46 protein-coding genes are annotated in these 26,837 nt (G+C 51.7%); 39 read left to right on the forward strand and 7 right to left on the reverse strand.

The genetic code is table 11. The annotated features are described in order from the left end of the window. The 3 genes from ABU178_RS20050 to bfr all read left to right on the forward strand — a co-directional run. Positions 1–631, forward strand: a 631-nt coding sequence (locus ABU178_RS20050) for an EF-Tu C-terminal domain-related protein (protein ID WP_397218246.1), incomplete at its 5' end; no start/stop codon positions are given. Between the two features lie 179 nt (positions 632–810). Beyond that, on the forward strand, positions 811–1,005 hold the full coding sequence (bfd, locus tag ABU178_RS20055) for a bacterioferritin-associated ferredoxin (RefSeq protein ID WP_397218247.1): 195 nt from the start codon (positions 811–813) through the stop codon (positions 1,003–1,005). Positions 1,006–1,089: 84 nt separating this feature from the next. Beyond that, positions 1,090–1,566, forward strand: a complete 477-nt coding sequence (gene bfr, locus ABU178_RS20060) for a bacterioferritin (RefSeq protein WP_397218250.1) — start codon at positions 1,090–1,092, stop codon at positions 1,564–1,566. Here the strand turns inward: bfr and ABU178_RS20065 are convergent. Further along, positions 1,550–2,335 (reverse strand): prepilin peptidase, encoded by a 786-nt coding sequence (locus ABU178_RS20065; protein WP_397218252.1) that lies wholly within the window; start codon positions 2,333–2,335, stop codon positions 1,550–1,552. The two genes, bfr and ABU178_RS20065, sit on opposite strands and share 17 nt — an antisense overlap. A gap of 395 nt (positions 2,336–2,730) precedes the next feature. On the opposite strand from ABU178_RS20065, the gene rpsJ reads away from it, so the two are divergent. From rpsJ to ABU178_RS20215, 30 genes are all read left to right on the forward strand, one after another. After that, positions 2,731–3,042 (forward strand): 30S ribosomal protein S10, encoded by a 312-nt coding sequence (rpsJ, locus tag ABU178_RS20070; RefSeq protein WP_001181005.1) that lies wholly within the window; start codon positions 2,731–2,733, stop codon positions 3,040–3,042. Positions 3,043–3,074: 32 nt separating this feature from the next. Next, a complete protein-coding gene (rplC, locus tag ABU178_RS20075; protein WP_397218266.1) occupies positions 3,075–3,704 on the forward strand; it encodes a 50S ribosomal protein L3 in 630 nt (209 codons plus the stop codon). 11 nt (positions 3,705–3,715) lie between these two features. Beyond that, entirely contained in the window at positions 3,716–4,321 is a 606-nt protein-coding gene (gene rplD, locus ABU178_RS20080) for a 50S ribosomal protein L4 (protein ID WP_397218268.1), read from the forward strand. Next, positions 4,318–4,620 (forward strand): 50S ribosomal protein L23, encoded by a 303-nt coding sequence (rplW, locus tag ABU178_RS20085; protein WP_010618574.1) that lies wholly within the window; start codon positions 4,318–4,320, stop codon positions 4,618–4,620. Before rplD ends, rplW begins: the two co-directional genes overlap by 4 nt. A 17-nt stretch (positions 4,621–4,637) precedes the next feature. Then, positions 4,638–5,459, forward strand: coding sequence for a 50S ribosomal protein L2 (rplB, locus tag ABU178_RS20090; protein WP_397218270.1), 822 nt, complete (start codon positions 4,638–4,640; stop codon positions 5,457–5,459). A 16-nt stretch (positions 5,460–5,475) separates the two neighbouring features. Continuing rightward, positions 5,476–5,754, forward strand: a complete 279-nt coding sequence (gene rpsS / locus ABU178_RS20095) for a 30S ribosomal protein S19 (RefSeq protein WP_001138115.1) — start codon at positions 5,476–5,478, stop codon at positions 5,752–5,754. 13 nt (positions 5,755–5,767) lie between these two features. Continuing rightward, positions 5,768–6,100 carry a 50S ribosomal protein L22 gene (rplV, locus tag ABU178_RS20100; RefSeq protein ID WP_007891659.1) on the forward strand — a complete coding sequence of 111 codons (333 nt, stop codon included), beginning with the start codon at positions 5,768–5,770 and terminating at the stop codon, positions 6,098–6,100. A gap of 17 nt (positions 6,101–6,117) precedes the next feature. Beyond that, positions 6,118–6,819: a 30S ribosomal protein S3 gene (rpsC, locus tag ABU178_RS20105; protein WP_038629758.1), complete on the forward strand. Its 702-nt coding sequence runs from the start codon at positions 6,118–6,120 to the stop codon at positions 6,817–6,819. Positions 6,820–6,831: 12 nt separating this feature from the next. Further along, entirely contained in the window at positions 6,832–7,242 is a 411-nt protein-coding gene (rplP, locus tag ABU178_RS20110) for a 50S ribosomal protein L16 (RefSeq protein WP_002438716.1), read from the forward strand. After that, complete coding sequence (rpmC, locus tag ABU178_RS20115) at positions 7,242–7,433, forward strand: 50S ribosomal protein L29 (RefSeq protein WP_025902044.1); 192 nt, start codon at positions 7,242–7,244, stop codon at positions 7,431–7,433. Before rplP ends, rpmC begins: the two co-directional genes overlap by 1 nt. Then, a complete protein-coding gene (rpsQ, locus tag ABU178_RS20120; protein ID WP_397218281.1) occupies positions 7,433–7,687 on the forward strand; it encodes a 30S ribosomal protein S17 in 255 nt (84 codons plus the stop codon). The genes rpmC and rpsQ overlap by 1 nt, the downstream gene beginning before the upstream one ends. Positions 7,688–7,852: 165 nt before the next feature. Continuing rightward, positions 7,853–8,224 (forward strand): 50S ribosomal protein L14, encoded by a 372-nt coding sequence (rplN, locus tag ABU178_RS20125; protein ID WP_006120590.1) that lies wholly within the window; start codon positions 7,853–7,855, stop codon positions 8,222–8,224. Between the two features lie 10 nt (positions 8,225–8,234). After that, a complete protein-coding gene (gene rplX, locus ABU178_RS20130) occupies positions 8,235–8,549 on the forward strand; it encodes a 50S ribosomal protein L24 (RefSeq protein WP_312241850.1) in 315 nt (104 codons plus the stop codon). A 14-nt stretch (positions 8,550–8,563) separates the two neighbouring features. Then, entirely contained in the window at positions 8,564–9,103 is a 540-nt protein-coding gene (rplE, locus tag ABU178_RS20135; RefSeq protein WP_397218284.1) for a 50S ribosomal protein L5, read from the forward strand. Positions 9,104–9,117: 14 nt separating this feature from the next. After that, positions 9,118–9,423: a 30S ribosomal protein S14 gene (gene rpsN, locus ABU178_RS20140; protein WP_397218286.1), complete on the forward strand. Its 306-nt coding sequence runs from the start codon at positions 9,118–9,120 to the stop codon at positions 9,421–9,423. Positions 9,424–9,456: 33 nt separating this feature from the next. After that, entirely contained in the window at positions 9,457–9,849 is a 393-nt protein-coding gene (gene rpsH, locus ABU178_RS20145; RefSeq protein ID WP_312241851.1) for a 30S ribosomal protein S8, read from the forward strand. A gap of 12 nt (positions 9,850–9,861) precedes the next feature. Continuing rightward, the gene (gene rplF, locus ABU178_RS20150; RefSeq protein ID WP_397218288.1) at positions 9,862–10,395 is read left to right on the forward strand and encodes a 50S ribosomal protein L6; all 534 of its coding nucleotides are present in this window, start codon (positions 9,862–9,864) and stop codon (positions 10,393–10,395) included. A gap of 9 nt (positions 10,396–10,404) precedes the next feature. Further along, the gene (gene rplR / locus ABU178_RS20155) at positions 10,405–10,758 is read left to right on the forward strand and encodes a 50S ribosomal protein L18 (protein WP_003850163.1); all 354 of its coding nucleotides are present in this window, start codon (positions 10,405–10,407) and stop codon (positions 10,756–10,758) included. Positions 10,759–10,772: 14 nt separating this feature from the next. Further along, positions 10,773–11,273 carry a 30S ribosomal protein S5 gene (rpsE, locus tag ABU178_RS20160; RefSeq protein ID WP_130832200.1) on the forward strand — a complete coding sequence of 167 codons (501 nt, stop codon included), beginning with the start codon at positions 10,773–10,775 and terminating at the stop codon, positions 11,271–11,273. A 5-nt stretch (positions 11,274–11,278) separates the two neighbouring features. After that, positions 11,279–11,458, forward strand: coding sequence for a 50S ribosomal protein L30 (gene rpmD / locus ABU178_RS20165; protein WP_031376672.1), 180 nt, complete (start codon positions 11,279–11,281; stop codon positions 11,456–11,458). Positions 11,459–11,461: 3 nt separating this feature from the next. Further along, the gene (rplO, locus tag ABU178_RS20170; RefSeq protein ID WP_397218292.1) at positions 11,462–11,896 is read left to right on the forward strand and encodes a 50S ribosomal protein L15; all 435 of its coding nucleotides are present in this window, start codon (positions 11,462–11,464) and stop codon (positions 11,894–11,896) included. Between the two features lie 7 nt (positions 11,897–11,903). Then, positions 11,904–13,235, forward strand: a complete 1,332-nt coding sequence (secY, locus tag ABU178_RS20175; RefSeq protein ID WP_312241856.1) for a preprotein translocase subunit SecY — start codon at positions 11,904–11,906, stop codon at positions 13,233–13,235. Positions 13,236–13,267: 32 nt separating this feature from the next. After that, entirely contained in the window at positions 13,268–13,384 is a 117-nt protein-coding gene (gene rpmJ / locus ABU178_RS20180) for a 50S ribosomal protein L36 (RefSeq protein WP_004160566.1), read from the forward strand. A gap of 146 nt (positions 13,385–13,530) precedes the next feature. After that, positions 13,531–13,887 (forward strand): 30S ribosomal protein S13, encoded by a 357-nt coding sequence (gene rpsM / locus ABU178_RS20185; protein ID WP_397218295.1) that lies wholly within the window; start codon positions 13,531–13,533, stop codon positions 13,885–13,887. A 16-nt stretch (positions 13,888–13,903) separates the two neighbouring features. Next, positions 13,904–14,293: a 30S ribosomal protein S11 gene (gene rpsK, locus ABU178_RS20190; protein ID WP_004160563.1), complete on the forward strand. Its 390-nt coding sequence runs from the start codon at positions 13,904–13,906 to the stop codon at positions 14,291–14,293. Positions 14,294–14,325: 32 nt separating this feature from the next. After that, positions 14,326–14,946: a 30S ribosomal protein S4 gene (gene rpsD, locus ABU178_RS20195; RefSeq protein ID WP_397218297.1), complete on the forward strand. Its 621-nt coding sequence runs from the start codon at positions 14,326–14,328 to the stop codon at positions 14,944–14,946. Between the two features lie 25 nt (positions 14,947–14,971). Next, the gene (locus tag ABU178_RS20200; RefSeq protein WP_397218299.1) at positions 14,972–15,961 is read left to right on the forward strand and encodes a DNA-directed RNA polymerase subunit alpha; all 990 of its coding nucleotides are present in this window, start codon (positions 14,972–14,974) and stop codon (positions 15,959–15,961) included. Positions 15,962–16,001: 40 nt separating this feature from the next. Continuing rightward, positions 16,002–16,388: a 50S ribosomal protein L17 gene (gene rplQ, locus ABU178_RS20205; RefSeq protein ID WP_003850180.1), complete on the forward strand. Its 387-nt coding sequence runs from the start codon at positions 16,002–16,004 to the stop codon at positions 16,386–16,388. Between the two features lie 118 nt (positions 16,389–16,506). Further along, on the forward strand, positions 16,507–16,884 hold the full coding sequence (locus tag ABU178_RS20210; RefSeq protein WP_397218302.1) for a DUF1992 domain-containing protein: 378 nt from the start codon (positions 16,507–16,509) through the stop codon (positions 16,882–16,884). Between the two features lie 120 nt (positions 16,885–17,004). Then, entirely contained in the window at positions 17,005–17,268 is a 264-nt protein-coding gene (locus tag ABU178_RS20215; RefSeq protein WP_397218305.1) for an alternative ribosome-rescue factor A, read from the forward strand. Here ABU178_RS20215 and mscL read toward each other — a convergent pair. From mscL to def, 5 genes are all read right to left on the reverse strand, one after another. After that, entirely contained in the window at positions 17,242–17,652 is a 411-nt protein-coding gene (gene mscL / locus ABU178_RS20220; RefSeq protein WP_397218306.1) for a large-conductance mechanosensitive channel protein MscL, read from the reverse strand. The two genes, ABU178_RS20215 and mscL, sit on opposite strands and share 27 nt — an antisense overlap. 129 nt (positions 17,653–17,781) lie before the next feature. Beyond that, complete coding sequence (trkA, locus tag ABU178_RS20225) at positions 17,782–19,158, reverse strand: Trk system potassium transporter TrkA (protein ID WP_397218308.1); 1,377 nt, start codon at positions 19,156–19,158, stop codon at positions 17,782–17,784. 32 nt (positions 19,159–19,190) lie between these two features. Next, positions 19,191–20,480: a 16S rRNA (cytosine(967)-C(5))-methyltransferase RsmB gene (gene rsmB, locus ABU178_RS20230; RefSeq protein WP_397218310.1), complete on the reverse strand. Its 1,290-nt coding sequence runs from the start codon at positions 20,478–20,480 to the stop codon at positions 19,191–19,193. 50 nt (positions 20,481–20,530) lie between these two features. After that, complete coding sequence (gene fmt / locus ABU178_RS20235; protein ID WP_397218312.1) at positions 20,531–21,475, reverse strand: methionyl-tRNA formyltransferase; 945 nt, start codon at positions 21,473–21,475, stop codon at positions 20,531–20,533. 21 nt (positions 21,476–21,496) lie between these two features. Then, complete coding sequence (def, locus tag ABU178_RS20240) at positions 21,497–22,009, reverse strand: peptide deformylase (RefSeq protein WP_397218314.1); 513 nt, start codon at positions 22,007–22,009, stop codon at positions 21,497–21,499. 117 nt (positions 22,010–22,126) lie between these two features. Here def and dprA point away from each other — a divergent pair, with 117 nt between their 5' ends. From dprA to ABU178_RS20270, 6 genes are read left to right on the forward strand one after another with little or no spacing between them, the layout of a single operon-like run. Continuing rightward, entirely contained in the window at positions 22,127–23,251 is a 1,125-nt protein-coding gene (dprA, locus tag ABU178_RS20245) for a DNA-protecting protein DprA (RefSeq protein WP_397218316.1), read from the forward strand. Further along, positions 23,223–23,696: a DUF494 family protein Smg gene (gene smg / locus ABU178_RS20250; RefSeq protein ID WP_397218318.1), complete on the forward strand. Its 474-nt coding sequence runs from the start codon at positions 23,223–23,225 to the stop codon at positions 23,694–23,696. The genes dprA and smg overlap by 29 nt, the downstream gene beginning before the upstream one ends. A gap of 24 nt (positions 23,697–23,720) precedes the next feature. After that, positions 23,721–24,266 carry a DNA topoisomerase family protein gene (locus ABU178_RS20255; protein WP_397218321.1) on the forward strand — a complete coding sequence of 182 codons (546 nt, stop codon included), beginning with the start codon at positions 23,721–23,723 and terminating at the stop codon, positions 24,264–24,266. An 8-nt stretch (positions 24,267–24,274) separates the two neighbouring features. Further along, the gene (gene tsaC / locus ABU178_RS20260; protein ID WP_397218323.1) at positions 24,275–24,847 is read left to right on the forward strand and encodes an L-threonylcarbamoyladenylate synthase type 1 TsaC; all 573 of its coding nucleotides are present in this window, start codon (positions 24,275–24,277) and stop codon (positions 24,845–24,847) included. Positions 24,848–24,850: 3 nt separating this feature from the next. Continuing rightward, entirely contained in the window at positions 24,851–25,669 is an 819-nt protein-coding gene (aroE, locus tag ABU178_RS20265) for a shikimate dehydrogenase (RefSeq protein ID WP_397218325.1), read from the forward strand. Further along, complete coding sequence (locus tag ABU178_RS20270) at positions 25,666–25,914, forward strand: DUF1488 domain-containing protein (protein WP_397218327.1); 249 nt, start codon at positions 25,666–25,668, stop codon at positions 25,912–25,914. Before aroE ends, ABU178_RS20270 begins: the two co-directional genes overlap by 4 nt. Here ABU178_RS20270 and ABU178_RS20275 read toward each other — a convergent pair. Then, positions 25,890–26,444, reverse strand: a complete 555-nt coding sequence (locus ABU178_RS20275; protein WP_397218329.1) for a gamma carbonic anhydrase family protein — start codon at positions 26,442–26,444, stop codon at positions 25,890–25,892. The genes ABU178_RS20270 and ABU178_RS20275 overlap by 25 nt on opposite strands. Positions 26,445–26,837: the final 393 nt, after the last annotated feature.

Here is a 26,837-nt window from a genome sequence, read left to right on the forward strand (position 1 = left end):
GGAAGAGAAAATCATCGAGCTGGCCGGCCACCTGGATTCCTACATCCCGGATCCGGAGCGCGCAATTGACAAGCCGTTCCTGCTGCCGATCGAAGACGTATTCTCCATCTCTGGTCGTGGTACCGTTGTGACCGGTCGTGTAGAGCGCGGCATCATCAAAGTGGGTGAAGAAGTTGAAATCGTGGGCATCAAAGCCACTGCGAAATCAACCTGTACCGGCGTTGAAATGTTCCGCAAACTGCTGGACCAGGGTCAGGCGGGTGAGAACGTGGGCGTTCTGCTGCGTGGTATCAAGCGTGAAGAGATCGAGCGTGGTCAGGTTCTGGCCAAGCCGGGCTCAATCAAGCCGCACACCCAGTTCGAATCTGAAGTGTACATCCTGTCCAAAGATGAAGGCGGTCGTCACACTCCGTTCTTCAAAGGCTACCGTCCGCAGTTCTACTTCCGTACCACTGACGTGACCGGAACCATCGAACTGCCGGAAGGCGTTGAGATGGTGATGCCGGGCGACAACATCAAAATGGTTGTTACCCTGATCCACCCGATCGCGATGGACGACGGTCTGCGTTTCGCAATCCGCGAAGGCGGCCGTACCGTTGGCGCGGGCGTTGTTGCTAAAGTTATCGCTTAATTGCGATGACCTGAAGTGATCGGCTTCGCCGCCGATCACAGCATAAAAGAAGAGCACTCCGGTGCTCTTTTTTTATTTCTGCCTTTTGCAATTCTTGCCTTAATCCACACAAACTGCACGTTTGAAATAAAAACCATTCGCATTTACACTGTGATCAGAATTTGTACTGGAGTGCCTAAATGTACGTCTGCTTGTGTAATGCGGTTAGTGATAAAACCATTCGTGAAGCGGTTCGCCGCTACCAACCTAAATCTATCCAGCAGCTGCGCCAGTTGGTTCCCGTCGGAAAACAGTGCGGTAAGTGTATCCGTGCGGCGCGTGAAATTATGGACGAAGAGTTGCAGCACGCACCTCTGTACAAAGAGATCGCCTGAGAATACCCACAAAAAGGATCGCGTTTTTTTGACTTCTTTTTATCCGCATCTACGCTCTAATGAACTGCAAGCGGAGGAAGCAAAATGAAGGGCGATCCAAAAATCATAAGTCACCTCAATAAATTGCTGGGAAATGAACTGGTAGCGATTAATCAATATTTTCTTCATGCCCGTATGTTTAAAAACTGGGGGCTAATACGCCTCAATGATGTCGAGTACCACGAATCGATTGATGAAATGAAGCATGCGGATAAGTACATTGAACGCATCCTTTTTCTCGAAGGTATTCCTAACTTGCAGGATCTGGGGCGGCTGCGCATTGGCGAAGATGTGGAAGAGATGCTGCGTTCAGATCTGGTGCTGGAACTGGAAGGCGCTAAAGATCTGCGCGAAGCTATCTCCTATGCAGATAAGGTTCACGACTATGTCAGCCGTGACATGATGATTGAAATCCTTGCTGATGAGGAACACCACATCGACTGGCTGGAAACGGAACTCGATCTCATCCAGAAACTGGGCATTCAAAACTACCTCCAGGCGCAAATCAGAGACGAAGAGTAAGCGGCTGCTGCAGGATCATTACATACCATCCCGCTGCTGCCAGAAATGGACCAAACGGCAGCGGGACATCGTTACTCCACACTTTACCCGCCACGTAAAAAAACATCAGCATGCCAAAGGCCAGCAAAGCAGCGATCACGGCAATCGTCGGCAGCGCCTGCCAACCGCACCACGCGCCCAGCGCGGCAAACAGTTTCATATCGCCATAGCCCAGCCCCTCACGTTTGCGTAAAAAACGATAAAGAAAGGCCAGCAGCCAAAAGGTCAGGTAGCCGAGCAGGGCGCCGAGAATAGCATCGGACGGGGTTGGCTGAGATTGATGCAGACTGCATGTTAAGCCTGACCAAAGCAGGAGATAGGTTAGCGAGTCGGGAAGGCGCTGATAACGCCGATCGATATCCGCCAGTAACAGCAGCAGGCAGCTGTAAAGCGTGGCGCTGACCAACATCAGCGTTGAGGTAAACAGCGTCCCGTTAATGATAAAAATCAGCGCGCCGCTTAGCTCGAAAAGAAAGGGCTGTGCGGCGACAACGCGTCGGCAATAACGACAGCGTCTGCCTTGCGCAAGCCAGCTGACCAACGGTATTAACTCACACCAGCTGAGAGAATGCCCGCAACTATCGCAATGCGATGGCGGAAACCATAGCGAGCGAAACCATTGGGCGGCAGTAAGCGCAGGATAGTAGCGCTGGCTGACAAGAGAAAGAAAGCTGCCTGCAGCCGCGCCAGAGATAGCGAAACAGAGAAGAGTGAGCGTTGTTGATGGCATAAAAGCATTCCGCTGATAATCACGAGCCCAGTCTGTGACAAAGAAGGCGACGTCTCATCTGCGGCTTAGCTGTTATGGAAGCCTGATTCCGGTAAATGTCGCTACGATGCATGCCCGTACAAAAAACTGCGGCCTCGCTTCCGGCCAGGAATGCATATAACAAACGGTTAAAAACACAACACGGGTTGCTTCCTGAACAGATTTGCGTATAATGCGCGGGCCTGCCGATATTGGCCGGCGCGATTCGAGCAGAATCGCAGGCGACAGCGTGTTAGGTCGCCTGACAATACTCCCGATTGGGGAGTTATATGCTGAACGATTACACTCCCCCATCAATCGTAATGGGTGCGAGGAGTAATTCTTTTCGTTTATAAAATGTTTGGAGCTCTGGTCTCATGCAGAACCAAAGAATCCGTATCCGTCTTAAAGCGTTTGATCATCGTCTGATCGATCAATCAACCGCGGAAATCGTTGAGACTGCCAAGCGCACTGGTGCGCAGGTTCGTGGTCCGATCCCGCTGCCGACCCGCAAAGAGCGCTTTACCGTTCTGATCTCTCCGCACGTTAACAAAGATGCGCGTGATCAGTACGAGATTCGCACTCACAAGCGTCTGGTAGACATCGTTGAGCCGACTGAAAAAACCGTTGATGCTCTGATGCGTCTGGATCTGGCTGCCGGTGTTGACGTGCAGATCAGCCTGGGTTAATCAGGTCATCGAGCGATTGAGAGGTTGAAACAATGATTGGTTTAGTCGGTAAAAAAGTGGGTATGACCCGCATCTTCACTGAAGATGGCGTTTCTATCCCCGTCACCGTAATCGAAGTTGAAGCAAACCGCGTAACTCAGGTCAAAGGCCTGGAGAACGAAGGTTACCAGGCTATTCAGGTTACCACCGGTGCGAAAAAAGCAAACCGTGTGACCAAACCTGAAGCGGGTCATTTTGCTAAAGCTGGCGTTGAAGCTGGCCGTGGTCTGTGGGAATTCCGCACCGTTGAAGGTGAAGAATATGCCGTTGGCCAGAGCATCAGTGTTGAAATTTTCGCTGACGTTAAAAAAGTTGATGTCACTGGTACCTCTAAAGGTAAAGGTTTTGCCGGTACTGTTAAGCGCTGGAACTTCCGTACCCAGGACGCAACTCACGGTAACTCCTTGTCTCACCGCGTTCCGGGTTCAATCGGTCAGAACCAGACTCCGGGCAAAGTGTTCAAAGGCAAGAAAATGGCAGGTCAGCTGGGTAATGAGCGCGTAACCGTTCAGAGCCTGGACGTAGTACGTGTTGACGCTGAGCGCAACCTGCTGCTGGTTAAAGGTGCTGTCCCGGGTGCGACCGGTAGCGACCTGATCGTTAAACCAGCTGTTAAAGCGTGAGGAGCCAGGTAATGGAATTAGTAGTGAAAGACGCGCAGAGCGCGCTGACTGTTTCCGAAACCACCTTCGGTCGTGATTTTAACGAAGCGCTGGTTCACCAGGTTGTTGTTGCTTACGCAGCAGGCGCCCGCCAGGGCACTCGCGCGCAGAAAACTCGCGCTGAAGTGACCGGTTCTGGCAAAAAACCGTGGCGTCAGAAAGGCACCGGCCGTGCGCGTTCAGGTTCTGTGAAGAGCCCGATCTGGCGTTCAGGCGGCGTGACCTTTGCTGCGAAGCCGCAGGACCACAGTCAAAAAGTTAACAAAAAGATGTACCGCGGCGCGCTGAAAAGCATCCTGTCCGAACTGGTACGTCAAGATCGTCTGATCGTTGTCGAGACGTTCTCTGTAGAAGCGCCGAAAACCAAGCTGCTGGTACAGAAACTGAAAGACATGGCGCTGGAAGATGTGCTGATCATTACCGGTGAACTGGATGAGAATCTGTTCCTGGCTGCGCGTAACCTGTACAAGGTTGACGTGCGTGATGCAGCGGGTATCGACCCAGTTAGCCTGATCGCCTTCGACAAAGTCGTTATGACTGCTGATGCAGTTAAGCAAGTTGAGGAGATGCTGGCATGATCCGTGAAGAACGTCTGCTGAAAGTACTGCGCGCGCCGCACGTTTCTGAAAAAGCGTCTACTGCGATGGAAAAAACCAATACCATCGTTCTCAAAGTTGCTAAAGACGCGACCAAAGCAGAGATCGTTGCTGCTGTTGAAAAACTGTTCGAAGTAGAAGTGAAAGATGTGAACACCCTGGTCGTTAAGGGCAAGGTTAAGCGTCACGGACAGCGTATCGGTCGTCGTAGCGACTGGAAAAAAGCTTACGTCACCCTGAAAGAAGGCCAGAACCTGGACTTCGTCGGCGGCGCTGAGTAAGTCGGAGGAGAAAGACAATGGCAGTTGTTAAATGTAAACCGACATCTCCGGGTCGTCGCCACGTCGTTAAAGTGGTAAACCCTGAGCTGCACAAGGGCAAACCTTTTGCCCCGCTGCTGGAAAAAAACAGCAAATCCGGTGGCCGCAACAACAACGGTCGTATCACTACCCGTCACATCGGTGGTGGACACAAGCAGGCTTACCGTCTGGTTGACTTCAAACGCAACAAAGATGGTATCCCGGCAGTTGTTGAACGTCTTGAGTACGATCCGAACCGTTCTGCGAATATCGCACTGGTTCTGTACAAAGATGGCGAGCGCCGTTATATCCTGGCCCCGAAAGGCCTGAAAGCTGGCGACCAGATTCAGTCTGGCGTTGATGCTGCGATCAAAGCAGGCAACACCCTGCCGATGCGTAACATCCCGGTGGGTTCAACCGTACATAACGTAGAAATGAAACCAGGCAAAGGCGGTCAGATTGCTCGCTCAGCTGGTGCTTACGTGCAGATCGTTGCGCGTGAAGGTTCCTACGTTACCCTGCGTCTGCGTTCTGGCGAAATGCGTAAAGTCGAAGCTGACTGCCGCGCAACCCTGGGCGAAGTCGGCAACGCTGAGCATATGCTGCGCGTTCTGGGTAAGGCCGGTGCAACTCGTTGGCGCGGTGTTCGTCCTACCGTTCGCGGTACTGCGATGAACCCAGTCGATCACCCGCACGGTGGTGGTGAAGGTCGTAACTTTGGTAAGCACCCGGTAACCCCGTGGGGCGTTCAGACCAAAGGTAAGAAGACCCGTAGCAACAAGCGTACTGATAAATTTATCGTACGTCGCCGTAGCAAATAATTTTAGAGGATAAGCCATGCCACGTTCTCTCAAGAAAGGTCCTTTTATTGACCTGCACTTGCTGAAGAAGGTAGAGAAAGCGGTGGAAAGCGGTGACAAGAAGCCCCTGCGCACCTGGTCCCGTCGTTCAACGATCTTCCCTAACATGATCGGTTTGACCATCGCTGTCCATAATGGTCGTCAGCACGTTCCTGTCTTTGTTTCCGATGAAATGGTCGGCCACAAGCTGGGCGAATTTGCACCGACACGTACTTATCGCGGCCACGCTGCTGATAAGAAAGCCAAGAAGAAATAAGTAGGAGGAAGAGATGGAAACTATTGCTCAACATCGCCATGCTCGTTCTTCTGCTCAGAAGGTACGTCTCGTTGCGGACCTGATTCGCGGTAAGAAAGTGTCGCAGGCTCTGGACATTTTGACCTACACCAATAAGAAAGCGGCTGTACTGGTCAAGAAAGTCCTGGAATCTGCCATTGCTAACGCCGAACACAACGATGGCGCTGACATCGACGATCTGAAAGTCGCGAAAATTTTCGTCGACGAAGGCCCAAGCATGAAGCGCATTATGCCGCGTGCGAAAGGTCGTGCAGATCGCATTCTGAAGCGCACCAGCCACATTACTGTGGTTGTGTCCGATCGCTGAGACTCTGGAGACTAGCAATGGGTCAGAAAGTACATCCTAATGGTATTCGCCTGGGTATTGTAAAACCATGGAACTCTACCTGGTTTGCGAACACCAAAGAATTCGCTGACAACCTGGACAGCGACTTTAAAGTACGTCAGTTCCTGACTAAAGAACTGGCTAAAGCGTCTGTATCTCGTATCGTTATCGAGCGTCCGGCTAAGAGCATCCGTGTGACCATTCACACCGCTCGCCCGGGTATCGTTATCGGTAAAAAAGGTGAAGACGTAGAAAAACTGCGCACGGTCGTCGCGAACATCGCTGGCGTTCCTGCACAGATCAATATCGCCGAAGTCCGTAAACCGGAACTGGACGCCAAACTGGTGGCTGACAGCATCACTTCACAGCTGGAGCGTCGCGTGATGTTCCGTCGTGCGATGAAGCGTGCTGTGCAGAACGCTATGCGTCTGGGCGCGAAAGGTATCAAAGTTGAAGTTAGCGGCCGTCTGGGCGGCGCCGAGATCGCACGTACCGAATGGTACCGTGAAGGTCGCGTGCCGTTGCACACTCTGCGTGCTGACATCGACTACAACACCTCAGAAGCGCACACCACTTATGGTGTAATCGGCGTTAAGGTATGGATCTTCAAAGGTGAGATCCTGGGTGGTATGGCTGCTGTTGAACAACCGGAAAAACCGGCTGCGCAACCTAAAAAGCAGCAGCGTAAAGGCCGGAAATAAGGAGCGTCGCTGATGTTACAACCAAAGCGTACAAAATTCCGTAAAGTGCATAAAGGCCGTAACCGCGGTCTGGCGCAGGGTACGGATGTTAGCTTCGGCACTTTCGGTCTGAAAGCTGTTGGCCGTGGTCGTCTGACTGCACGTCAGATCGAAGCAGCACGTCGTGCTATGACCCGTGCAGTTAAGCGTCAAGGTAAGATCTGGATCCGTGTATTCCCGGACAAACCGATCACCGAGAAGCCGCTGGAAGTGCGTATGGGTAAAGGTAAGGGTAACGTGGAGTATTGGGTTGCCCTAATCCAGCCGGGTAAAGTCCTGTATGAAATGGACGGCGTTCCGGAAGAGCTGGCCCGTGAAGCCTTCAAGCTGGCAGCAGCAAAACTGCCTATCAAAACCACCTTTGTAACTAAGACGGTGATGTAATGAAAGCAACTGAGCTGCGTGAAAAAAGCGTTGAAGAGCTGAACACTGAGCTGCTTAATCTGCTGCGTGAGCAATTTAACCTGCGCATGCAGGCAGCATCTGGCCAGCTGCAGCAGACCCATCTGCTGAAGCAAGTGCGCCGTGATGTTGCGCGCGTTAAGACTTTACTGACTGAGAAGGCGGGTGCGTAATGGCCGATAATATCCGTACTCTGCAAGGTCGTGTTGTTAGTGACAAGATGCAGAAATCTGCTGTTGTTGCTATCGAGCGTTTCGTGAAACACCCGATCTACGGTAAATTCATTAAGCGTACGACTAAGCTGCACATCCATGACGAGAACAACGAATGCGGTATCGGCGACGTGGTGGAAATCCGCGAATGCCGTCCGCTGTCCAAGACTAAATCCTGGACGCTGGTTCGCGTTGTAGAGAAAGCGGTTCTGTAATAGAATCTGCCCTCTTTAAAACGAATGAACGGCTCGCAAGAGCCGTTCATTTTTTCTACCCATCTTTGAGAACCGGTGTTATAATGCCGCGCCCTCAATATGGGGCTTTTTAACGACCTGAGGTTTAGGTCCCGAAGTAGTAGTTGACATTAGCGGAGCACTAAAATGATCCAAGAACAGACTATGCTGAACGTCGCCGACAACTCCGGTGCACGTCGCGTAATGTGTATCAAGGTTCTGGGTGGCTCGCACCGTCGCTACGCAGGCGTCGGCGATATCATCAAAGTTACCATCAAGGAAGCAATTCCGCGTGGTAAGGTGAAAAAAGGTGATGTCCTGAAGGCGGTAGTGGTGCGCACCAGGAAGGGTGTTCGTCGCCCGGACGGTTCTGTCATTCGCTTCGATGGTAATGCATGCGTTATTCTGAACAATAACAGCGAGCAACCTATCGGTACGCGTATTTTTGGGCCGGTAACTCGTGAGCTTCGTACTGAAAAGTTCATGAAAATTATCTCTCTGGCACCTGAAGTACTCTAAGGAGCGAGCAATGGCAGCGAAGATCCGTCGTAATGACGAAGTTATCGTGCTTACCGGCAAAGATAAAGGTAAGCGTGGTAAAGTAAAAAATGTCCTGTCTTCTGGTAAGGTCATCGTTGAAGGTATCAACCTGGTTAAAAAACATCAGAAGCCTGTACCGGCTCTGAATCAGCCAGGCGGCATCGTAGAGAAAGAAGCAGCTATTCAAGTCTCTAACCTTGCAATCTTCAATGCGGCAACCGGCAAGGCTGACCGTGTAGGCTTTAGATTCGAAGACGGTAAAAAAGTCCGTTTCTTCAAGTCTAACAGCGAAACTATCAAGTAATTTGGAGTAGTACGATGGCGAAACTGCATGATTACTACAAAGACGAAGTAGTCCAGAAACTCATGACTGAGTTCGGCTACAATTCTGTCATGCAAGTCCCTCGGGTCGAGAAGATCACCCTGAACATGGGTGTTGGTGAAGCGATCGCTGACAAGAAACTGCTGGATAACGCAGCAGCGGATCTGGCAGCAATCTCCGGTCAAAAACCGCTGGTCACCAAAGCACGCAAATCAGTTGCAGGCTTCAAAATCCGTCAGGGCTATCCGATCGGCTGTAAAGTAACTCTGCGTGGCGAACGCATGTGGGAGTTCTTTGAGCGTCTGATCACCGTTGCTGTACCGCGTATTCGTGACTTCCGTGGCTTGTCTGCGAAGTCTTTCGATGGTCGTGGTAACTACAGCATGGGTGTACGTGAGCAGATCATCTTCCCAGAAATCGACTACGACAAAGTCGATCGCGTTCGTGGTTTGGATATCACCATTACCACTACTGCGAAATCTGATGATGAAGGCCGTGCTCTGCTGGCTGCCTTTGACTTCCCGTTCCGTAAGTAAGGTAGGGTTACTTCATGGCTAAGCAATCTATGAAAGCACGCGAAGTTAAGCGTGCAAAATTAGCAGACAAATTCTTCGCAAAACGCGCTGAACTGAAAGCGATCATTTCTGATGTGAACGCTTCCGACGAAGATCGTTGGGATGCCGTTCTGAAGCTGCAGACTCTGCCGCGTGATTCCAGCCCGTCACGTCAGCGTAACCGCTGCCGTCAAACAGGTCGTCCGCACGGTTTCCTGCGGAAGTTCGGGTTGAGCCGTATTAAGGTCCGTGAAGCCGCCATGCGCGGTGAAATTCCGGGTCTGAAAAAGGCTAGCTGGTAATTGTCACCAATTGAATCACGGGAGTAAAGACTGATGAGCATGCAAGATCCGATCGCGGATATGCTGACCCGTATCCGTAACGGTCAGGCCGCGAACAAAGTTGCGGTCACCATGCCTTCCTCCAAGCTGAAAGTGGCGATTGCCAACGTGCTGAAGGAAGAAGGTTATATTGAAGATTTCAAAATCGAAGGCGACATCAAGCCTGAACTGGAACTGACTCTTAAGTATTTCCAGGGCAAGGCTGTTGTAGAAAGCATTCAGCGTGTTAGCCGCCCAGGTCTGCGCATCTATAAGAAAAAAGATGAGCTGCCGAAGGTAATGGCTGGTTTAGGTATCGCTGTCATTTCTACATCTAAAGGTGTTATGACCGATCGTGCCGCACGCCAGGCTGGTCTTGGCGGCGAAATTATCTGCTACGTAGCGTAATCGGAGGAAAACATGTCTCGTGTTGCTAAAGCACCTGTCGTTGTTCCTGCCGGCGTAGAGGTAAAACTCGACGGTCAGGTAATTTCGATTAAAGGTAAAAACGGCGAGCTGACTCGTACTATCAACAATGCTGTAGAAGTTAAGCAGGCAGACAACGCCCTGACATTCGCTCCGCGCGAAGGTTTTGCGGATGGTTGGGCACAGGCAGGTACTGCTCGTGCGCTGCTGAACGGCATGGTTATTGGTGTTACCGAAGGCTTCACCAAGAAGCTGCAGCTGGTTGGTGTTGGTTATCGTGCAGCCGTTAAAGGCAACTCTGTGAGTCTGGCCCTGGGCTTTTCTCACCCGGTTGACCATGCGCTGCCGGCCGGCATCACTGCTGAATGCCCAACTCAGACTGAAATCGTGCTGAAAGGCGCTGATAAACAGCTGATTGGTCAGGTTGCAGCTGATCTGCGCGCCTACCGTCGTCCTGAGCCTTATAAAGGCAAGGGTGTCCGTTACGCCGACGAAGTCGTGCGTACCAAAGAGGCTAAGAAGAAGTAAGGTAACACTATGGATAAGAAATCTGCTCGTATCCGTCGTGCGACCCGTGCACGTCGCAAGCTCAAAGAGCTGGGTGCTACTCGCCTGGTGGTACATCGTACCCCGCGTCATATTTACGCACAGGTAATCGCCCCGAACGGTTCCGAAGTTCTGGTTGCTGCTTCTACTGTAGAAAAAGCTATCACTGAACAACTGAAGTATACCGGTAATAAAGAAGCCGCAGCTGCTGTAGGTAAAGCTATTGCAGAACGCGCAATCGAAAAAGGCATCACAGGTGTTTCTTTCGACCGTTCCGGTTTCCAATATCATGGTCGCGTCCAGGCACTGGCAGATGCTGCCCGTGAAGCTGGCCTTCAGTTCTAAGGTAGAGGTCTAAGATGGCACACATCGAGAAACAAGCTGGCGAACTGCAGGAAAAACTGATCGCGGTAAACCGTGTATCTAAAACTGTTAAAGGTGGTCGTATTTTCTCCTTCACCGCACTGACTGTAGTGGGTGACGGTAACGGCCGCGTCGGTTTTGGTTACGGTAAAGCGCGTGAAGTTCCGGCAGCGATCCAGAAAGCGATGGAAAAAGCCCGTCGCAATATGATTAACGTCGCGCTGACTGACGGTACCCTGCAGCACCCGGTTAAAGGTGCTCACACAGGTTCCCGTGTATTCATGCAGCCGGCTTCTCAGGGTACCGGTATTATCGCCGGTGGTGCAATGCGCGCCGTCCTGGAAGTCGCTGGAGTTCATAACGTTCTGGCTAAAGCCTATGGTTCCACCAACCCGATCAACGTGGTTCGTGCAACTATCGACGGCCTGGGCAATATGAAGTCTCCGGAAATGGTCGCTGCCAAGCGTGGTAAATCCGTTGAAGAAATTCTGGGGTAATCACGATGGCAAAAACTATTAAAATTACTCAAACCCGCAGTGCAATTGGCCGTTTGCCTAAGCATAAAGCCACACTGGTTGGCCTGGGTCTGCGTCGTATTGGTCATACCGTTGAGCGTGAAGATACGCCTGCAGTGCGCGGTATGGTTAACGCGGTTTCCTACATGGTTAAAGTGGAGGAGTAACAGATGCGTTTAAATACTCTGTCTCCGGCCGAAGGGTCTAAGCACGCAGCTAAGCGTCTGGGTCGCGGTATCGGTTCTGGCCTCGGTAAAACCGGTGGTCGTGGTCACAAAGGTCAGAACTCTCGTTCTGGCGGTGGCGTACGTCGCGGTTTCGAAGGTGGTCAGATGCCTCTGTACCGTCGTCTGCCGAAATTCGGTTTCACCTCTCGCAAATCAATGGTTACGACAGAAGTTCGTCTGTCTGACCTGGCGAAAGTGGAAGGCGGTATCGTTGACCTGAATACGCTGAAAGCAGCCAACATTATCGGTGTGCAGATCGAATTTGCGAAAGTGATTCTGTCTGGTGAAGTTTCTGCACCGGTAACGGTTCGCGGCCTGCGTGTCACCAAAGGTGCTCGTGCTGCAATCGAAGCTGCTGGCGGTAAAATTGAGGAATAAGTAGCAGATGGCTAAGCAACCGGGATTAGATTTTCAAAGCGCCAAAGGTGGATTCGGTGAACTGAAACGCAGACTGCTGTTTGTTATCGGTGCACTGATTGTTTTCCGCGTTGGCTCTTTTATTCCGATCCCTGGTATCGATGCCACTGTACTTGCCAAACTGCTTGAACAACAGCGTGGCACCATCATTGAAATGTTCAACATGTTCTCTGGTGGTGCCCTCAGCCGTGCTTCAATCTTTGCGCTGGGTATCATGCCGTATATTTCGGCATCGATTATTATCCAGCTGCTGACGGTGGTTCATCCGGCGTTAGCGGAGATTAAAAAAGAAGGGGAGGCTGGCCGTCGTAAGATTAGCCAGTACACCCGTTACGGCACGTTGGTATTGGGTATATTTCAGTCGATCGGTATTGCTACCGGTCTGCCGAATATGCCTGGAATGCAGGGCCTGGTGATGAATCCGGGCTTTGCCTTCTACTTTACCGCTGTTGTGAGTCTGGTTACCGGGACAATGTTCCTGATGTGGCTGGGCGAACAGATTACTGAGCGTGGTATCGGCAACGGTATCTCAATCATAATCTTCGCGGGTATCGTTGCGGGATTACCGCCGGCCATTGGCCATACCATCGAGCAAGCGCGGCAAGGCGACCTGCACTTCCTCCTGTTGCTGTTGGTTGCAGTTCTCGTATTTGCAGTAACCTTCTTCGTTGTTTTCGTTGAGCGTGGTCAACGCCGTATCGTGGTGAACTATGCAAAACGTCAGCAGGGTCGTCGTGTTTACGCTGCACAGAGCACACATTTACCGTTGAAAGTGAATATGGCGGGTGTTATTCCGGCTATCTTTGCTTCCAGCATTATCCTGTTCCCGGCGACGATAGCATCCTGGTTCGGGGGCGGTACCGGTTGGAACTGGCTGACAACAATTTCGCTGTATTTGCAGCCAGGACAGCCGCTTTATGTGCTACTCTATGCGACTGCAATCATCTTCTTCTGTTTCTTCTATACGGCGTTGGTTTTCAACCCGCGTGAAACAGCAGATAACCTGAAGAAGTCTGGTGCATTCGTACCGGGAATTCGTCCGGGAGAGCAAACGGCGAAGTATATCGATAAAGTAATGACGCGTTTGACCTTAATCGGCGCCTTGTACATTACTTTTATCTGCCTGATCCCGGAGTTCATGCGTGATGCGATGAAAGTACCTTTCTACTTCGGCGGTACCTCACTGCTGATCGTAGTGGTCGTCATCATGGACTTTATGGCTCAAGTGCAAACTCTGATGATGTCCAGTCAGTACGAGTCTGCATTGAAGAAAGCTAACCTGAAAGGCTACGGCCGTTAATTCAGGCGCTAGAGAAGTTACGGAGAGTAAAAATGAAAGTTCGTGCTTCCGTCAAGAAATTATGTCGTAACTGCAAAATCATTCGTCGCGACGGCGTCGTACGTGTGATTTGCAGCGCCGAGCCTAAGCATAAACAGCGCCAGGGCTGATTTTCTCACATATTTTTCTTGCAAAGTCGGGTTGAGCTGGCTAGATTAGCCAGCCAATCTTTTGTATGTCGATGCGTTTCCATTTGAGTATCCTGAAAACGGGCTTTTCAGCATGGGACGCATTTATTAAATCATAGGAGTGCATAGTGGCCCGTATAGCAGGCATTAACATTCCTGATCATAAACATACCGTTATCGCATTAACTTCGATCTACGGTATCGGCAAGACTCGTTCTAAAGCTATTTGCGCTGAAACGGGTATCGCTGAAGATGTTAAGATCAGTGAGCTGTCTGAAGAACAAATTGATCAGCTGCGTGATGCAGTTGGTAAGTTCGTTGTAGAAGGTGATCTGCGCCGTGAAATCACCCTGAGCATCAAGCGTCTGATGGACCTTGGTTGCTACCGTGGTTTGCGCCATCGTCGTGGTCTTCCGGTTCGCGGTCAGCGTACCAAGACCAACGCACGTACCCGTAAGGGTCCGCGCAAACCGATCAAGAAATAATCGGGGTGAGTAAATAATGGCAAAGGCACCAGTTCGTGCACGTAAGCGTGTAAGAAAACAAGTCTCAGATGGCGTGGCTCATGTCCATGCTTCTTTTAACAACACCATCGTTACCATTACTGATCGTCAGGGTAACGCGCTGGGTTGGGCAACCGCCGGTGGTTCCGGTTTCCGCGGTTCACGTAAATCTACTCCGTTTGCTGCTCAGGTCGCTGCAGAGCGCTGTGCAGAAGCCGTGAAAGATTACGGTATTAAGAACCTGGAAGTTATGGTTAAGGGTCCGGGTCCGGGTCGCGAATCAACTATTCGTGCTCTGAACGCTGCAGGTTTCCGCATCACTAATATTACTGATGTGACTCCGATCCCTCACAACGGTTGTCGTCCGCCGAAAAAACGCCGCGTATAACGCCCGTTTTTTAGGATAGTTGGAGAAAGAAAATGGCAAGATATTTGGGTCCTAAGCTCAAGCTGAGCCGTCGTGAGGGCACTGACTTATTCCTTAAGTCTGGCGTTCGCGCGATCGATACCAAGTGTAAAATTGAACAAGCCCCTGGTCAGCATGGTGCGCGTAAACCGCGTCTGTCTGACTACGGCGGTCAGTTGCGTGAAAAGCAAAAAGTTCGTCGTATGTACGGCGTGCTGGAGCGTCAGTTCCGTAACTATTATAAAGAAGCAGCACGTCTGAAAGGCAACACCGGTGAAAACCTGTTAGCTCTGCTGGAAGGTCGTCTGGATAACGTAGTTTACCGTATGGGCTTTGGCGCTACTCGTGCAGAAGCACGTCAGCTGGTTAGCCATAAATCTATCATGGTAAACGGCCGCGTTGTTAACATCGCTTCTTATCAGGTATCTCCGAATGATGTCGTAAGCATCCGTGAGAAAGCCAAAAAGCAATCTCGCGTGAAGGCCGCTCTGGAGCTGGCTGAGCAGCGTGAAAAGCCAACCTGGCTGGAAGTTGATGCGACTAAGATGGAAGGTGTATTCAAGCGTAAGCCTGAGCGTACCGATCTGTCTGCGGACATTAACGAACACCTGATCGTCGAGCTTTACTCTAAGTAAAGCTTAGTACCAAAGAGAGGACACAATGCAGGGTTCTGTGACAGAGTTTCTAAAACCGCGCCTGGTAGATATCGAGCAAGTGAGTTCGACGCACGCCAAGGTGACCCTTGAGCCTTTAGAGCGTGGCTTTGGCCATACTCTTGGTAACGCACTGCGCCGTATTCTGCTTTCTTCCATGCCGGGTTGCGCGGTGACCGAGGTTGAAATTGATGGTGTACTTCATGAGTACAGCACCAAAGAGGGAGTACAGGAAGATATCCTGGAAATCCTGCTCAACCTGAAAGGGCTGGCGGTAAGAGTTCAGGGTAAAGATGAAGTCATCATTTCTCTGAATAAATCTGGCATTGGCCCTGTGACTGCAGCCGACATCACCCATGATGGTGATGTCGAAATCGTCAAGCCGCAGCACGTGATCTGCCATCTGACCGATGACAACGCATCTATTAGCATGCGCATCAAAGTTCAGCGTGGTCGTGGTTATGTGCCGGCTTCTGCCCGAATTCATTCGGAAGAAGATGAGCGCCCGATCGGCCGCCTGTTGGTCGACGCTTGCTACAGCCCTGTAGATCGTATTGCCTACAATGTTGAAGCAGCGCGTGTAGAACAGCGCACCGACCTGGACAAGCTGGTCATCGAAATGGAAACCAACGGCACAATCGATCCTGAAGAGGCGATTCGTCGTGCGGCGACCATTCTGGCAGAACAACTGGAAGCTTTCGTTGATTTACGTGATGTACGTCAGCCGGAAGTGAAAGAAGAGAAACCAGAATTCGATCCGATCCTGCTGCGCCCTGTTGACGATCTGGAATTGACTGTCCGCTCTGCTAACTGCCTCAAGGCAGAAGCTATCCACTACATCGGTGATCTGGTACAGCGTACCGAGGTTGAGCTGTTAAAAACGCCTAACCTGGGTAAAAAATCTCTTACCGAGATTAAAGACGTGCTTGCTTCGCGTGGACTTTCTCTGGGCATGCGCCTTGAGAACTGGCCGCCAGCAAGCATCGCTGATGAATAACCGGATCGCAGGTTAAGGTTTCACTGAGAAGGATAAGGTCATGCGCCATCGTAAGAGTGGTCGTCAACTGAACCGCAACAGCAGCCATCGTCAGGCTATGTTTCGTAACATGGCTGGCTCTCTGGTTCGTCACGAGATTATCAAGACAACTCTGCCGAAAGCCAAAGAGCTGCGTCGCGTAGTTGAGCCGCTGATTACTCTTGCCAAGACCGACAGCGTAGCTAATCGTCGTCTGGCATTCGCCCGTACTCGTGATAACGAGATCGTGGCAAAACTGTTTAACGAGCTGGGCCCGCGTTTCGCGAGCCGTGCTGGTGGTTACACTCGTATTCTGAAGTGTGGCTTCCGCGCTGGTGACAACGCTCCGATGGCATACATCGAGCTGGTTGATCGTCCAGAAGCTCAAGCAGAAGCTGCTGCAGAGTAATTTGTAGCATCGTAAAAAACCCGCTTCGGCGGGTTTTTTATTGCCTTTTTTCTTCCGCTTCACATTTTCTCTCTTCCTTCGCTATGCTGAGCCTGATCTCATTTTACAGGAGGCGCTTATGTGGTTAATTGACCAGCTTGCTGAACAACATATCCTGGCCGCACAGGAAAAAGGCGAACTCAGTAATTTGCCGGGCGAGGGCGCGCCGCTGCATCTGGATGATGACAGTCTGGTTCCTGCTGAGCTACGCAGCGGTTATCGTATGCTGAAGAATGCCGGTTTTCTGCCTCCGGAACTGGAGATGCGCCGCGAAGCCGTAGAGCTCAACGACCTGCTACGTAACCTTGATCCGGAAGATAATCGCTATGCTGAGCAAAGCAAGCGGCTGGCGCTGCTGGAAATGAAATTACAGCAGGCGGGATTAAGCACAGATTTTCTGCGAAACGGTGATTATGCCGACGCGATTAAACAGCACTTCACGCAGGATAAATCCTGATATATCGTATTGATAACGGGCAAAGCGGCCTTACAGCATCCTGTAAAAAATAGTTTTGTGGAGCATGGAAATTCCGTCAGCAGCGATTATAGTTTTCCCGTCCATCACAGGAGATTAATAATGAAATACCAGCATCGAAAAGGGCAAATACGTGATAACGCGATAGAAGCCTTACTAAACGATCCACTGTTTCGACAACGCGTTGAAGTTAATCGGAAAGGCAAAGGCAGTTATCGGCGTAAAGAGAAGTATGCGAAAGGCGGTGAGCGGGAGGCCAGCGGTAAGAAACCAATCTTATCCCTGGCCTTCTGCTTTATCAGCAGCAAAAAAGCCGCCTCATTGGGCGGCCTGGATGAATCAAACCTTGGTGTTTTTCTCTTTTAACAGATCGCGGATTTCAGTCAGCAATACCTGTTCCGCAGAAGGTTTTGGCGCCGGCTTTTCCACTTCTTTTTTCTTATGCAGCTTGTTCATCAGCTTGATGGCGATAAAAATCGCAAAAGCGACGATAATGAAGTCGAATACTGCCTGAATGAAAATGCCATATTCCATCACTACCGGCGGCGTAGCGCCTTCAGCCGGTTTAAGGATCCATCGGAACTGCTTAAAATCCACCCCACCGATCAATAATCCTAACGGCGGCATAATAATGTTTGCCACCAATGAAGAGACGATTTTGCCAAATGCCGCGCCGATAATCACACCGACCGCCAGATCGACGACGTTACCGCGCATTGCAAAATCACGAAACTCTTTGAAAAAACTCATTGTTGTCTCCTTGCCGCTATGAATGCTTAAAGTCTAACAAACCTTCGGGCATTTGCCATAAACACAACGGATTTAGGCGGTTTAACACAGCGAGGCGAGCAGTTATCGGACAGCGAACTGCCCGATCGCTTACAGGAAGAAAGGGCTGGGCTGGAACAGGCGCTCCACGTCCGGCACAAACTTTTTGTCGGTGAGAAACATAATGACGTGATCGCCTTGTTCGATACGCAGATTGTCGTTAGCGATCATTACATCATCCCCACGTACCACGGCACCGATAATGGTACCCGGCGGCAGCTTAATATCGTCGATCAGACGGCCAACAACGCGCGATGTGGTTTCATCGCCATGGGCGATCGCTTCGATCGCTTCGGCAATCCCGCGTCGCAGTGAAGAAACGCCTACGATATCTGCTTTTCGCACATGACTTAACAGGGCGGAGATAGTGGCTTGCTGCGGCGAAATAGCAATATCGATCACGCTTCCCTGTACCAGATCGACATAGGCGCGGCGCTGGATCAATACCATCACTTTCTTGGCACCCATCTTTTTCGCCAACATTGCAGACATGATGTTGGCTTCATCATCATTGGTAACGGCAATAAACAGATCTATTTGATCAATATGCTCTTCAGCCAGCAGTTCCTGATCCGAGGCATCGCCATAAAAGACGATGGTATCCTGCAACAGTTCAGCCAGTTCGGCGGCGCGCTGGGGATTGCGTTCGATTAGCTTAACGCTGTAATGCTTCTCCAGCCGCTGTGCCAGACCAAAACCGATATTACCGCCACCTACCAACATGATGCGCTTATAGGGTTTTTCCAGCCGCTGCATTTCGCTCATCACAGCCCGAATATGCTGGCTGGCGGCGATGAAAAAGACTTCATCCCCCGCTTCGACGATAGTCGATCCTTGCGGACGAATCGGGCGATCCTGGCGAAAAATCGCTGCAACCCGGGTATCAATGTGCGGCATATGTTCACGCATAATTGAGAGTGGATTACCGATCAGCGGGCCGCCGTAATAGGCTTTCACTACCGCCAGGCTGACTTTACCCTCCGCAAAGTTAACGACCTGTAGCGCGCCGGGATACTGGATAAGGCGATGAATACTGTCGATAACTAGCTGCTCGGGCGAAATCAAATGATCGATTGGCACCGCTTCCGGAATAAAAAGCTTATCCGCATCCCGCAAATAATCAGCGGCACGAATGCGCGCGATGCGGTTAGGCGTGTTGAACAAGGAATAGGCGATCTGACAGGCGATCATATTGGTTTCATCTGAGTTGGTCACGGCAACCAGCATGTCCGCATCTTCAGCGCCAGCCTCGCGCAAAATGCGCGGGTGCGATCCGTGCCCTTGTACCACGCGCAGATCGAACTTGTCCTGCAGATGGCGCAGACGAGAAGAGTCGGTATCAACCACGGTGATATCGTTGTTCTCTCCCACCAGGTTTTCCGCAAGGGTTCCGCCGACCTGACCTGCACCCAATATGATGATTTTCATCGCTTATATCGCTTATATGTTTTTAGCTCGCGCTATTTTTTTAACAGCTTTGCGTAAAAGAAGCCATCGCCGCCCTCGATTTCAGGAAAGACCTGCCAGCCATTATCTGGCGCGCCGGCCAGCGGCAGCGGAATCGCATCTGAATGACGACTAAGGAAGCCGCTAATTTGCTGCTGGTTTTCCTCTGGCAGGACAGAGCAGGTGGCATAAATCAGCGTTCCGCCGCTTTTTAAGCGTGGCCAGACAGCATCGAGAATGTCACGCTGTAATGCCGCAAGCTCGGCGATATCACTGTCGCGACGCAACCATTTGATATCGGGATGGCGACGAATAACGCCGGTTGCTGAACAAGGGGCATCCAGCAGGATACGGTCAAATTGCTGGTGGCCGCACCACTGTTCCGGATAACGCCCGTCACCCTGTACAACTTCAGCCTGCATACCGAGACGTTGAAGATTTTCATTTACACGCTTCAGGCGCTGCGCATCCACATCAACGGCCATCACCCGCGCATCAGGCGCGATTTCAAGAATATGCGTGGTTTTTCCACCGGGAGCCGCGCAAAGATCGAGTATCGACTCGCCATCCTGCGGTTCCAGCAGCAGCGCGCAGCGCTGCGCAGAGAGATCCTGCACCGTCACCCATCCCTGATCAAAGCCGGGAAGCTGAGTTACCGCAGCGGGCGCGTCGAGGCGCAACGCATCACCGGCATTGTCAGCGATAAACGCCGCTTTGCCTGTCTCTTCCAGTAACGCCAGCCAGGCATCGCGGCTGTGATGCTGGCGGTTAACGCGTAGCCACATCGGCGGTCGTTGGTTGTTCGCTTCGACAATTTGCTGCCATTGCGTCGGCCAGGCCCGCTGTAAACGCTGCAGCAGCCAGTTGGGATGAAGATAACGCTGAGGCGCCTGATCCAGTTCAGCGATTAAGGTCTCCTGCTGACGCTGGAACTGTCGTAGTACGCCATTAATTAAGCCTTTCAGGCTGCCGCGCTTCAGCACTTCGGCGCCCTCTACCGTTTCCGCCAGCGCGGCATGAGGCGGGATACGCGTATGCTGCAGCTGATAGAGACCAACCATTATCAAATAGTGCAGCACGCGCTGCTTGCCGGTCATCGGGCGTGCCATCAGTTTGCCAATCAGCGCTTCAAGCTGAGGCAGGGTGCGCAATACGCCGAAACAGATCTCCTGAAGCAGGGCACTGTCTTTATCGGAAAGTTTTTTTTGCGCGCCGGGCAGGACAGCATTCAGCGACTCGCCCTTATCCACAACCCGTTCGATCAGTTGGGCGGCCAGGCTGCGAAGGTTAGTCTGTTTTTTCATGGGCTATCGTCATCAAACAAAAAAGCCCGGACAATGTCCGGGCTGGGAAATCAGGCCAGAACGGCGCCGGGAGTAAACCATTCACGACGGGAGTTAAGCAAATCCTGTACGGACATCGCTTTTTTGCCAGCCGGCTGAAGCAGTTCCAGATTCAGAGCGCCCTGAGAGGTCGCTACCTGAATGCCTTGCTTATCTGCCTGCAGGATTTCACCGGGCCGGGCGTCAATATGCGGCAATACGCTTGCCTGCCAGACTTTCACCGGCTGATCTTCAATCAGGAAATAGCTGACCGGCCAGGGATTAAAAGCGCGAATGCAGCGCTCGAGCTGAGCGGCAGAGAGCGTCCAGTCAAGACGCGCTTCTTCTTTGCTGAGCTTCTCAGCATAGGTTACCTGCGATTCATCCTGTTTGATCGGCTGCGCCTGACCGGCGGCCAGCTGCGCCAGCGTAGCGAGCAGACCCTCCGGCCCCAGCTCTGCCAGTCTGTCGTAAAGCGATGCGCTGGTATCTTCAGGCGTAATCGGGCAGGCCAGTTTATAGAGCATGTCACCCGTATCCAGGCCGACATCCATTTGCATAATAGTCACGCCGGTTTCGCTGTCGCCAGCCCAGAGCGCACGTTGAATAGGCGCTGCGCCGCGCCAGCGGGGCAGTAATGAGCCGTGTACGTTGATACAACCGAGCCGGGGCATCGCAAGCACTGCTTGCGGCAGGATCAGTCCGTAAGCCACAACAACCATTACGTCGGCCTGCAATTCAGCAACCAGCTGCTGGTTCTCTTCCGGCCGCAGCGATTTTGGCTGAAAAACCGGAATATCGTGCGCCTGCGCCAGTACCTTCACCGGACCTGGCGTCAGCTTATTGCCGCGGCCTGCCGGACGATCGGGTTGCGTAAAGACGCCGACAATCTGATGCTCAGAAGCGATCAGCGCGTCGAGGTGACGCGCTGCAAAGTCAGGAGTTCCGGCAAAAATAATTTTTAAGGAATCAGACAAGGTTATCCCTCACTTTATCGATCAGGATTCACGCGCGTTCATACGCGCCAGTTTTTCCAGTTTCTGCTTGATGCGCTGACGCTTGAGCGGCGACAGGTAATCAATAAAAAGTTTGCCATCAAGGTGATCGATTTCATGCTGGATACAGATCGCCAGCAAACCATCCGTTTCCAGCTCGAAACTTTTACCGTCACGGCCTAACGCGCGCACCTTAACGCGCTCGGCACGCGGCACAAAAGCGCGCTGTTCCGGAATAGAGAGACAGCCCTCTTCAATGCCGGTCTCGCCGCTTTTTTCCAGTAGTTCCGGATTAATCAACACCAGCCGCTCGTCACGGTTCTCCGAAACATCAATAACAATCACACGCTGATGGATATCCACCTGCGTTGCCGCAAGGCCAATGCCCTCTTCGGCATACATGGTTTCGAACATATCATCGACGATACGCTGAATATCTGCATTCACTTCTTTTACCGGTGACGCGATTTTACGAAGGCGCTCGTCAGGAAAATGTAATACCTGCAAAACTGACATAAATTTCCAGATCTGTATTCGTTTAAGAAAAGATTACTAACTCATATTGTAGACTTTTTGGACCTTGATTGACAGCATTGCCAGGCACTATAGAGCGGGTGTAACAGGGATTGTTGAATGGAAAAAACAGAGCTGTGGCTGCGTTTGTCAGCCGTCAGGGGGATCGGCAGTAAACGTCTGATTAATAGAGCGGAACAACTACTGGCTGCCGGTAGCATCGGAGATAAGCAGCTTGCCGTCTCAGGCTTTGATGAAATGCAACGAAAACAGTTCTGGCAGCTCTCGTCGCGGGAAACGGAACAGGTGCAACGCTGGCTGGAACATGAGAATCACCATCTGATTAACGCTTTGGATACGCGCTATCCATTGCCGCTCAGGGAGATTGCGCGTTTTCCTCCGTTGCTCTACGTTTGCGGCGATCCTGCTTTGTTAACCACGCCACAGATTGCGGTGATCGGCAGCCGTCACGCCTCGCACTATGGCCGCCAGTGGGGCGAATACTTTACCCAGGCGCTGGCGCTAAGCGGCCTGACGGTTACCAGCGGGCTGGCTCGCGGCATTGATGGCGTGGCCCATCGCGCGGCACTGGAAGTCAATGGCAAAACGATCGCGGTTTTGGGCAGCGGCATGCAGCAGCTCTATCCGAAACAACATTATCAGCTTGCGCAGGAGATTGTTGAAAAAGGCGGGGCGATTATCTCTGAATTTCCGCTTTCGACGGCGCCGCATGCGCTTAATTTTCCCCGGCGCAATCGTATTATCAGCGGCTTAAGCCAGGGCGTGCTGGTGGTGGAAGCTTCATTGAAGAGCGGTTCGCTGGTGACGGCACGCTATGCGCTGGAGCAAAACCGCAACGTTTATGCACTGCCGGGCGCGTTGGGCAATAGCGGCAGTGAAGGGGGGCATTGGCTAATCCAGCAGGGCGCAATGCTGGTGGCGCATCCTCACAATATTCTGGAAGATTTGTATAGCGACCTTAAATGGCTGCCTTTTACACAGTCAGAAGCAATATATTCTCCAGACAGTGATGATGTTCCATTGCCATTTGCCGATGTGTTGGCTAACGTAGGTGATGAGGTTACACCTGTTGACGTCGTCGCTGAACGTGCCGGCCAACCTGTGCCAGTTATCTCAGCCCAACTGCTGGAGCTGGAGTTAGCAGGATGGATCGCAGCTGTACCCGGCGGCTATGTCCGATTGAGGAGGGCATGCCATGTTCGACGTACTTATGTACTTGTTTGAGACTTATATCCACAACGAAGCTGAAATGCGCGTTGATCAGGATAAACTGACTGATGACTTAACCGATGCCGGTTTTCATCGTGAAGATATTTATAATGCGTTGAACTGGTTAGAAAGACTGGCAGATTATCAGGACGGCCTCGTCGCACCGATTCTGCTGGCAAACGATCCGCTCTCAATGCGTATCTACACGGAAGAAGAGAATCAGCGTTTAGATGCCGAATGTCGTGGCTTCCTGCTGTTCCTGGAGCAAATTCAGGTATTGAGTCTGGAAACCCGCGAGATGGTTATCGAACGGGTTATGGCGCTGGATACGCTTGAATTCGATCTGGAAGATCTCAAATGGGTTGTGCTGATGGTGCTTTTTAACATCCCCGGATGTGAAAATGCCTATCAGCAGATGGAAGAACTACTTTTCGACGTCAATGAAGGTATGCTGCATTAAGTTTCTCTTCATGCATCTGTCACTATGAGCAAAACAGCACTCTTCGCTGTACGTAAACACGAACCCTGCCCCGCCTGCGGGGCAGAATTAGTAATACGTTCCGGCAAACATGGGCCTTTTCTTGGCTGCGCAAACTATCCCGAATGTGACTATATTCGCCCGCTGAAAAGCCAGGCGGATGGACACATCGTTAAGGTATTAGAAGGACATCCCTGTCCTGTATGCGGCGCTGATAAGGTGTTGCGTCAGGGACGTTACGGTATGTTTATTGGCTGCGGCCAGTATCCTGCCTGCGAATATACCGAAACCATCGATAAGCCGGATGAAACGGCGATATCCTGTCCGCAATGCCGGCAGGGTAAACTGGTGCAACGACGCTCGCGCTATGGCAAAACCTTTCACGCCTGCGATCGCTATCCCGATTGTCAGTTCGCTGTGAACGCCACGCCGGTCGAGGGTGAATGTATACACTGTCATTTTCCTCTGTTAATTGAGAAGAAAACCGCGCAGGGAGTTAAACGTTTCTGCGCCAGTAAAAGCTGCGGCAAAGCTGTCGCGCTGGAGAAATAGATAACGTTATGGAAAATCAACACGCCCCTGGCTCGTTGGCGTATTGCGTAGAACAACTGCAACAACAGTCAGTGATTGCTTATCCCACAGAAGCCGTATTTGGACTTGGATGCGATCCGGATAGCGAAAGTGCTGTTATGGCCTTGTTGGCCTTGAAACAGCGCCCGGTTGAAAAAGGGCTTATTCTTATTGCCGCCGATTATGCGCAGCTCGAACCTTACGTGGCTGACCGGGAATTGTCGATTATCCAGCGTGAGCGGATGTTTTCTCACTGGCCTGGTCCGGTCACCTTTGTTGTGCCTGTACCGCCCCACACGCCGCGTTGGTTAACCGGTCGTTTCGATTCTCTGGCCATTCGCGTTAGCGATCATCCCGATGTGCAGGCGCTCTGCCGCGCTTTCGATAAACCACTGGTTTCCACCAGTGCGAATCTCTCTGGCGAGCCACCTTGTCGTTCAGTAACAGAAGTTCTTGCACAGTTCGGCACAGATTTTCCGGTGCTTCATGGTGAAACCGGCGGCCGACTGAATCCCTCTGAAATTCGCGATGTGATAACCGGCGAGCAGATTCGACAAGGGTAATAAATGGAACATTTTGCGGTTTTTGGCAATCCCATCAATCACAGCAAATCGCCGTTGATTCATCGCTATTTTGCTGAGCAGACCGGGATAGCCCATCAATACGGGCGTGTTTGCGCGCCGCTTGATGGTTTTGCACAAGCGATTAGCGATTTTTTTGCCCGTGGCGGTGAAGGCGCCAACGTGACATTGCCGTTTAAACAGCAAGCCTGGGAATTTGCCGATGAGCTAAGCGAGCGGGCAGCAATGGCTGGCGCGGTGAATACCCTAAAAAAAACAGCGGGTGGCGACATTCTTGGCGACAATACCGACGGCATAGGTTTGCTCAGCGACCTGAAACGCCTGAGTATGATCAAGCCGGACGATCATATTTTGCTGGTGGGCGCTGGCGGTGCGGCACGGGGCGTCATCCTGCCGTTGCTTTCACTGGGATGTAGTTTAACGCTGACGAACCGCACGCGTGCACGAGCTGACGAACTGGCGCAGCTGTTTCAGCATAGCGGTACTATCCAGGCGCGCGGGCTTGACGAACTGGCAAACCAGCATTTTGCTCTGATCATCAATGCCACCTCCAGCGGCGTCGCTGGCGATGTGCCAGCGCTGCCGGATGCGCTGATTCATCCTGACACCCGCTGTTATGACATGTTCTATCAGGCGGAACTTACGCCCTTTTTGTTATGGTGCCAGACGCAAGGCGCGCAGTCGCTGGCAGATGGTTTAGGCATGTTAGTCGGGCAGGCTGCTCATTCATTTCATCTCTGGCATGGCATAATGCCCGCTATTGCTCCGGTGATTGCACAGTTAAAGCAGGCTATACGGTCATGAATCAGGCCATTCAGTTTCCCGATCGTGAAGAATGGGATGAAGCAGGGCAGGCGATCTGTTTTCCTGCCCTGGCGAATGGTTTGAGCCTGACATGCGCTATTCATACTTCAGCTCTACAGACCCGATTTGGAGAAGGCGAAGCGTTGGCGCTGTTTATTGCTCATCGCTGGGATCTGGAGGAAGAAGCTGAAGAGCTGATCCGCAATCAACAGGAAGATGCTCAGGGCTGGGTTTGGCTTTCCTGAGCCAGATACTCATTTTTCCAGCTGACATAGTTATTGGCGGAGTAGCGTAAACCTTCGATCTCCTGCTCCGTCAAAGGCCTTACTTGTTTAACCGGGCTTCCCAAATAGAGATAGCCGCTTTCCAGCCGCTTGCCTGGCGGTACTAAGCTGCCAGCGCCAATCATCACATCGTCTTCTATAAACACGCCATCCAGTACGATAGAGCCCATGCCAACCAGAACGCGGTTTCCTATGGTACAGCCATGCAGCATAGCTTTATGACCAACCGTTACCTCCTCACCTATGATAAGAGGATACCCTGCGGGGTTGGCTGCGGATTTGTGAGTGACATGCAGTACGCTGCCATCCTGAATATTACTGCGCGCGCCTATCTCTACCTTATTCACATCACCACGAATGGCAACCAGCGGCCAGATGCTGACATCATCGCCAAGTACGACATCGCCAATCACAACGCTGCTGGCATCTACCATGACGCGTTTTCCTGATTGGGGCGTCATCTGTTTAAAAGGGCGTAATGCGGCAGACATGATCGTTTCTCCTGTTAAATGATCCCTTCAGATTGCTGCGAATCTGTACAGCAGACAAGCCATTTTGCTTGCGATCGCTCATGATCTCAGCAGAATGAATGAAAACTCGCCATATGAAAGAAAAGATCGAAAAAAGGCTTGTGCAATAAAATCGGATCCCTATAATGCGCCTCCACTGACACGGAACAACGGCTTCACAGTCACCGGGTCAGAGGTTCAGGAAACGCTGAACCGCCGGAGAAAATCGCTGAAAAAAGTGGTTGACTCCGAAGGAGAGTAGCGTAATATACGCCACCTCGCGACAGACGGTTAACCCGCTGGCCGCACCGCTCTTTAACAATTTATCAGACAATCTGTGTGGGCACTCGCAGGATTGATATCAGAGCCTCCGGG

Origin of the sequence: Pantoea osteomyelitidis (genome assembly GCF_044342975.1) — a bacterium.
Taxonomy (GTDB): Bacteria; Pseudomonadota; Gammaproteobacteria; order Enterobacterales; family Enterobacteriaceae; genus Pantoea; species Pantoea osteomyelitidis.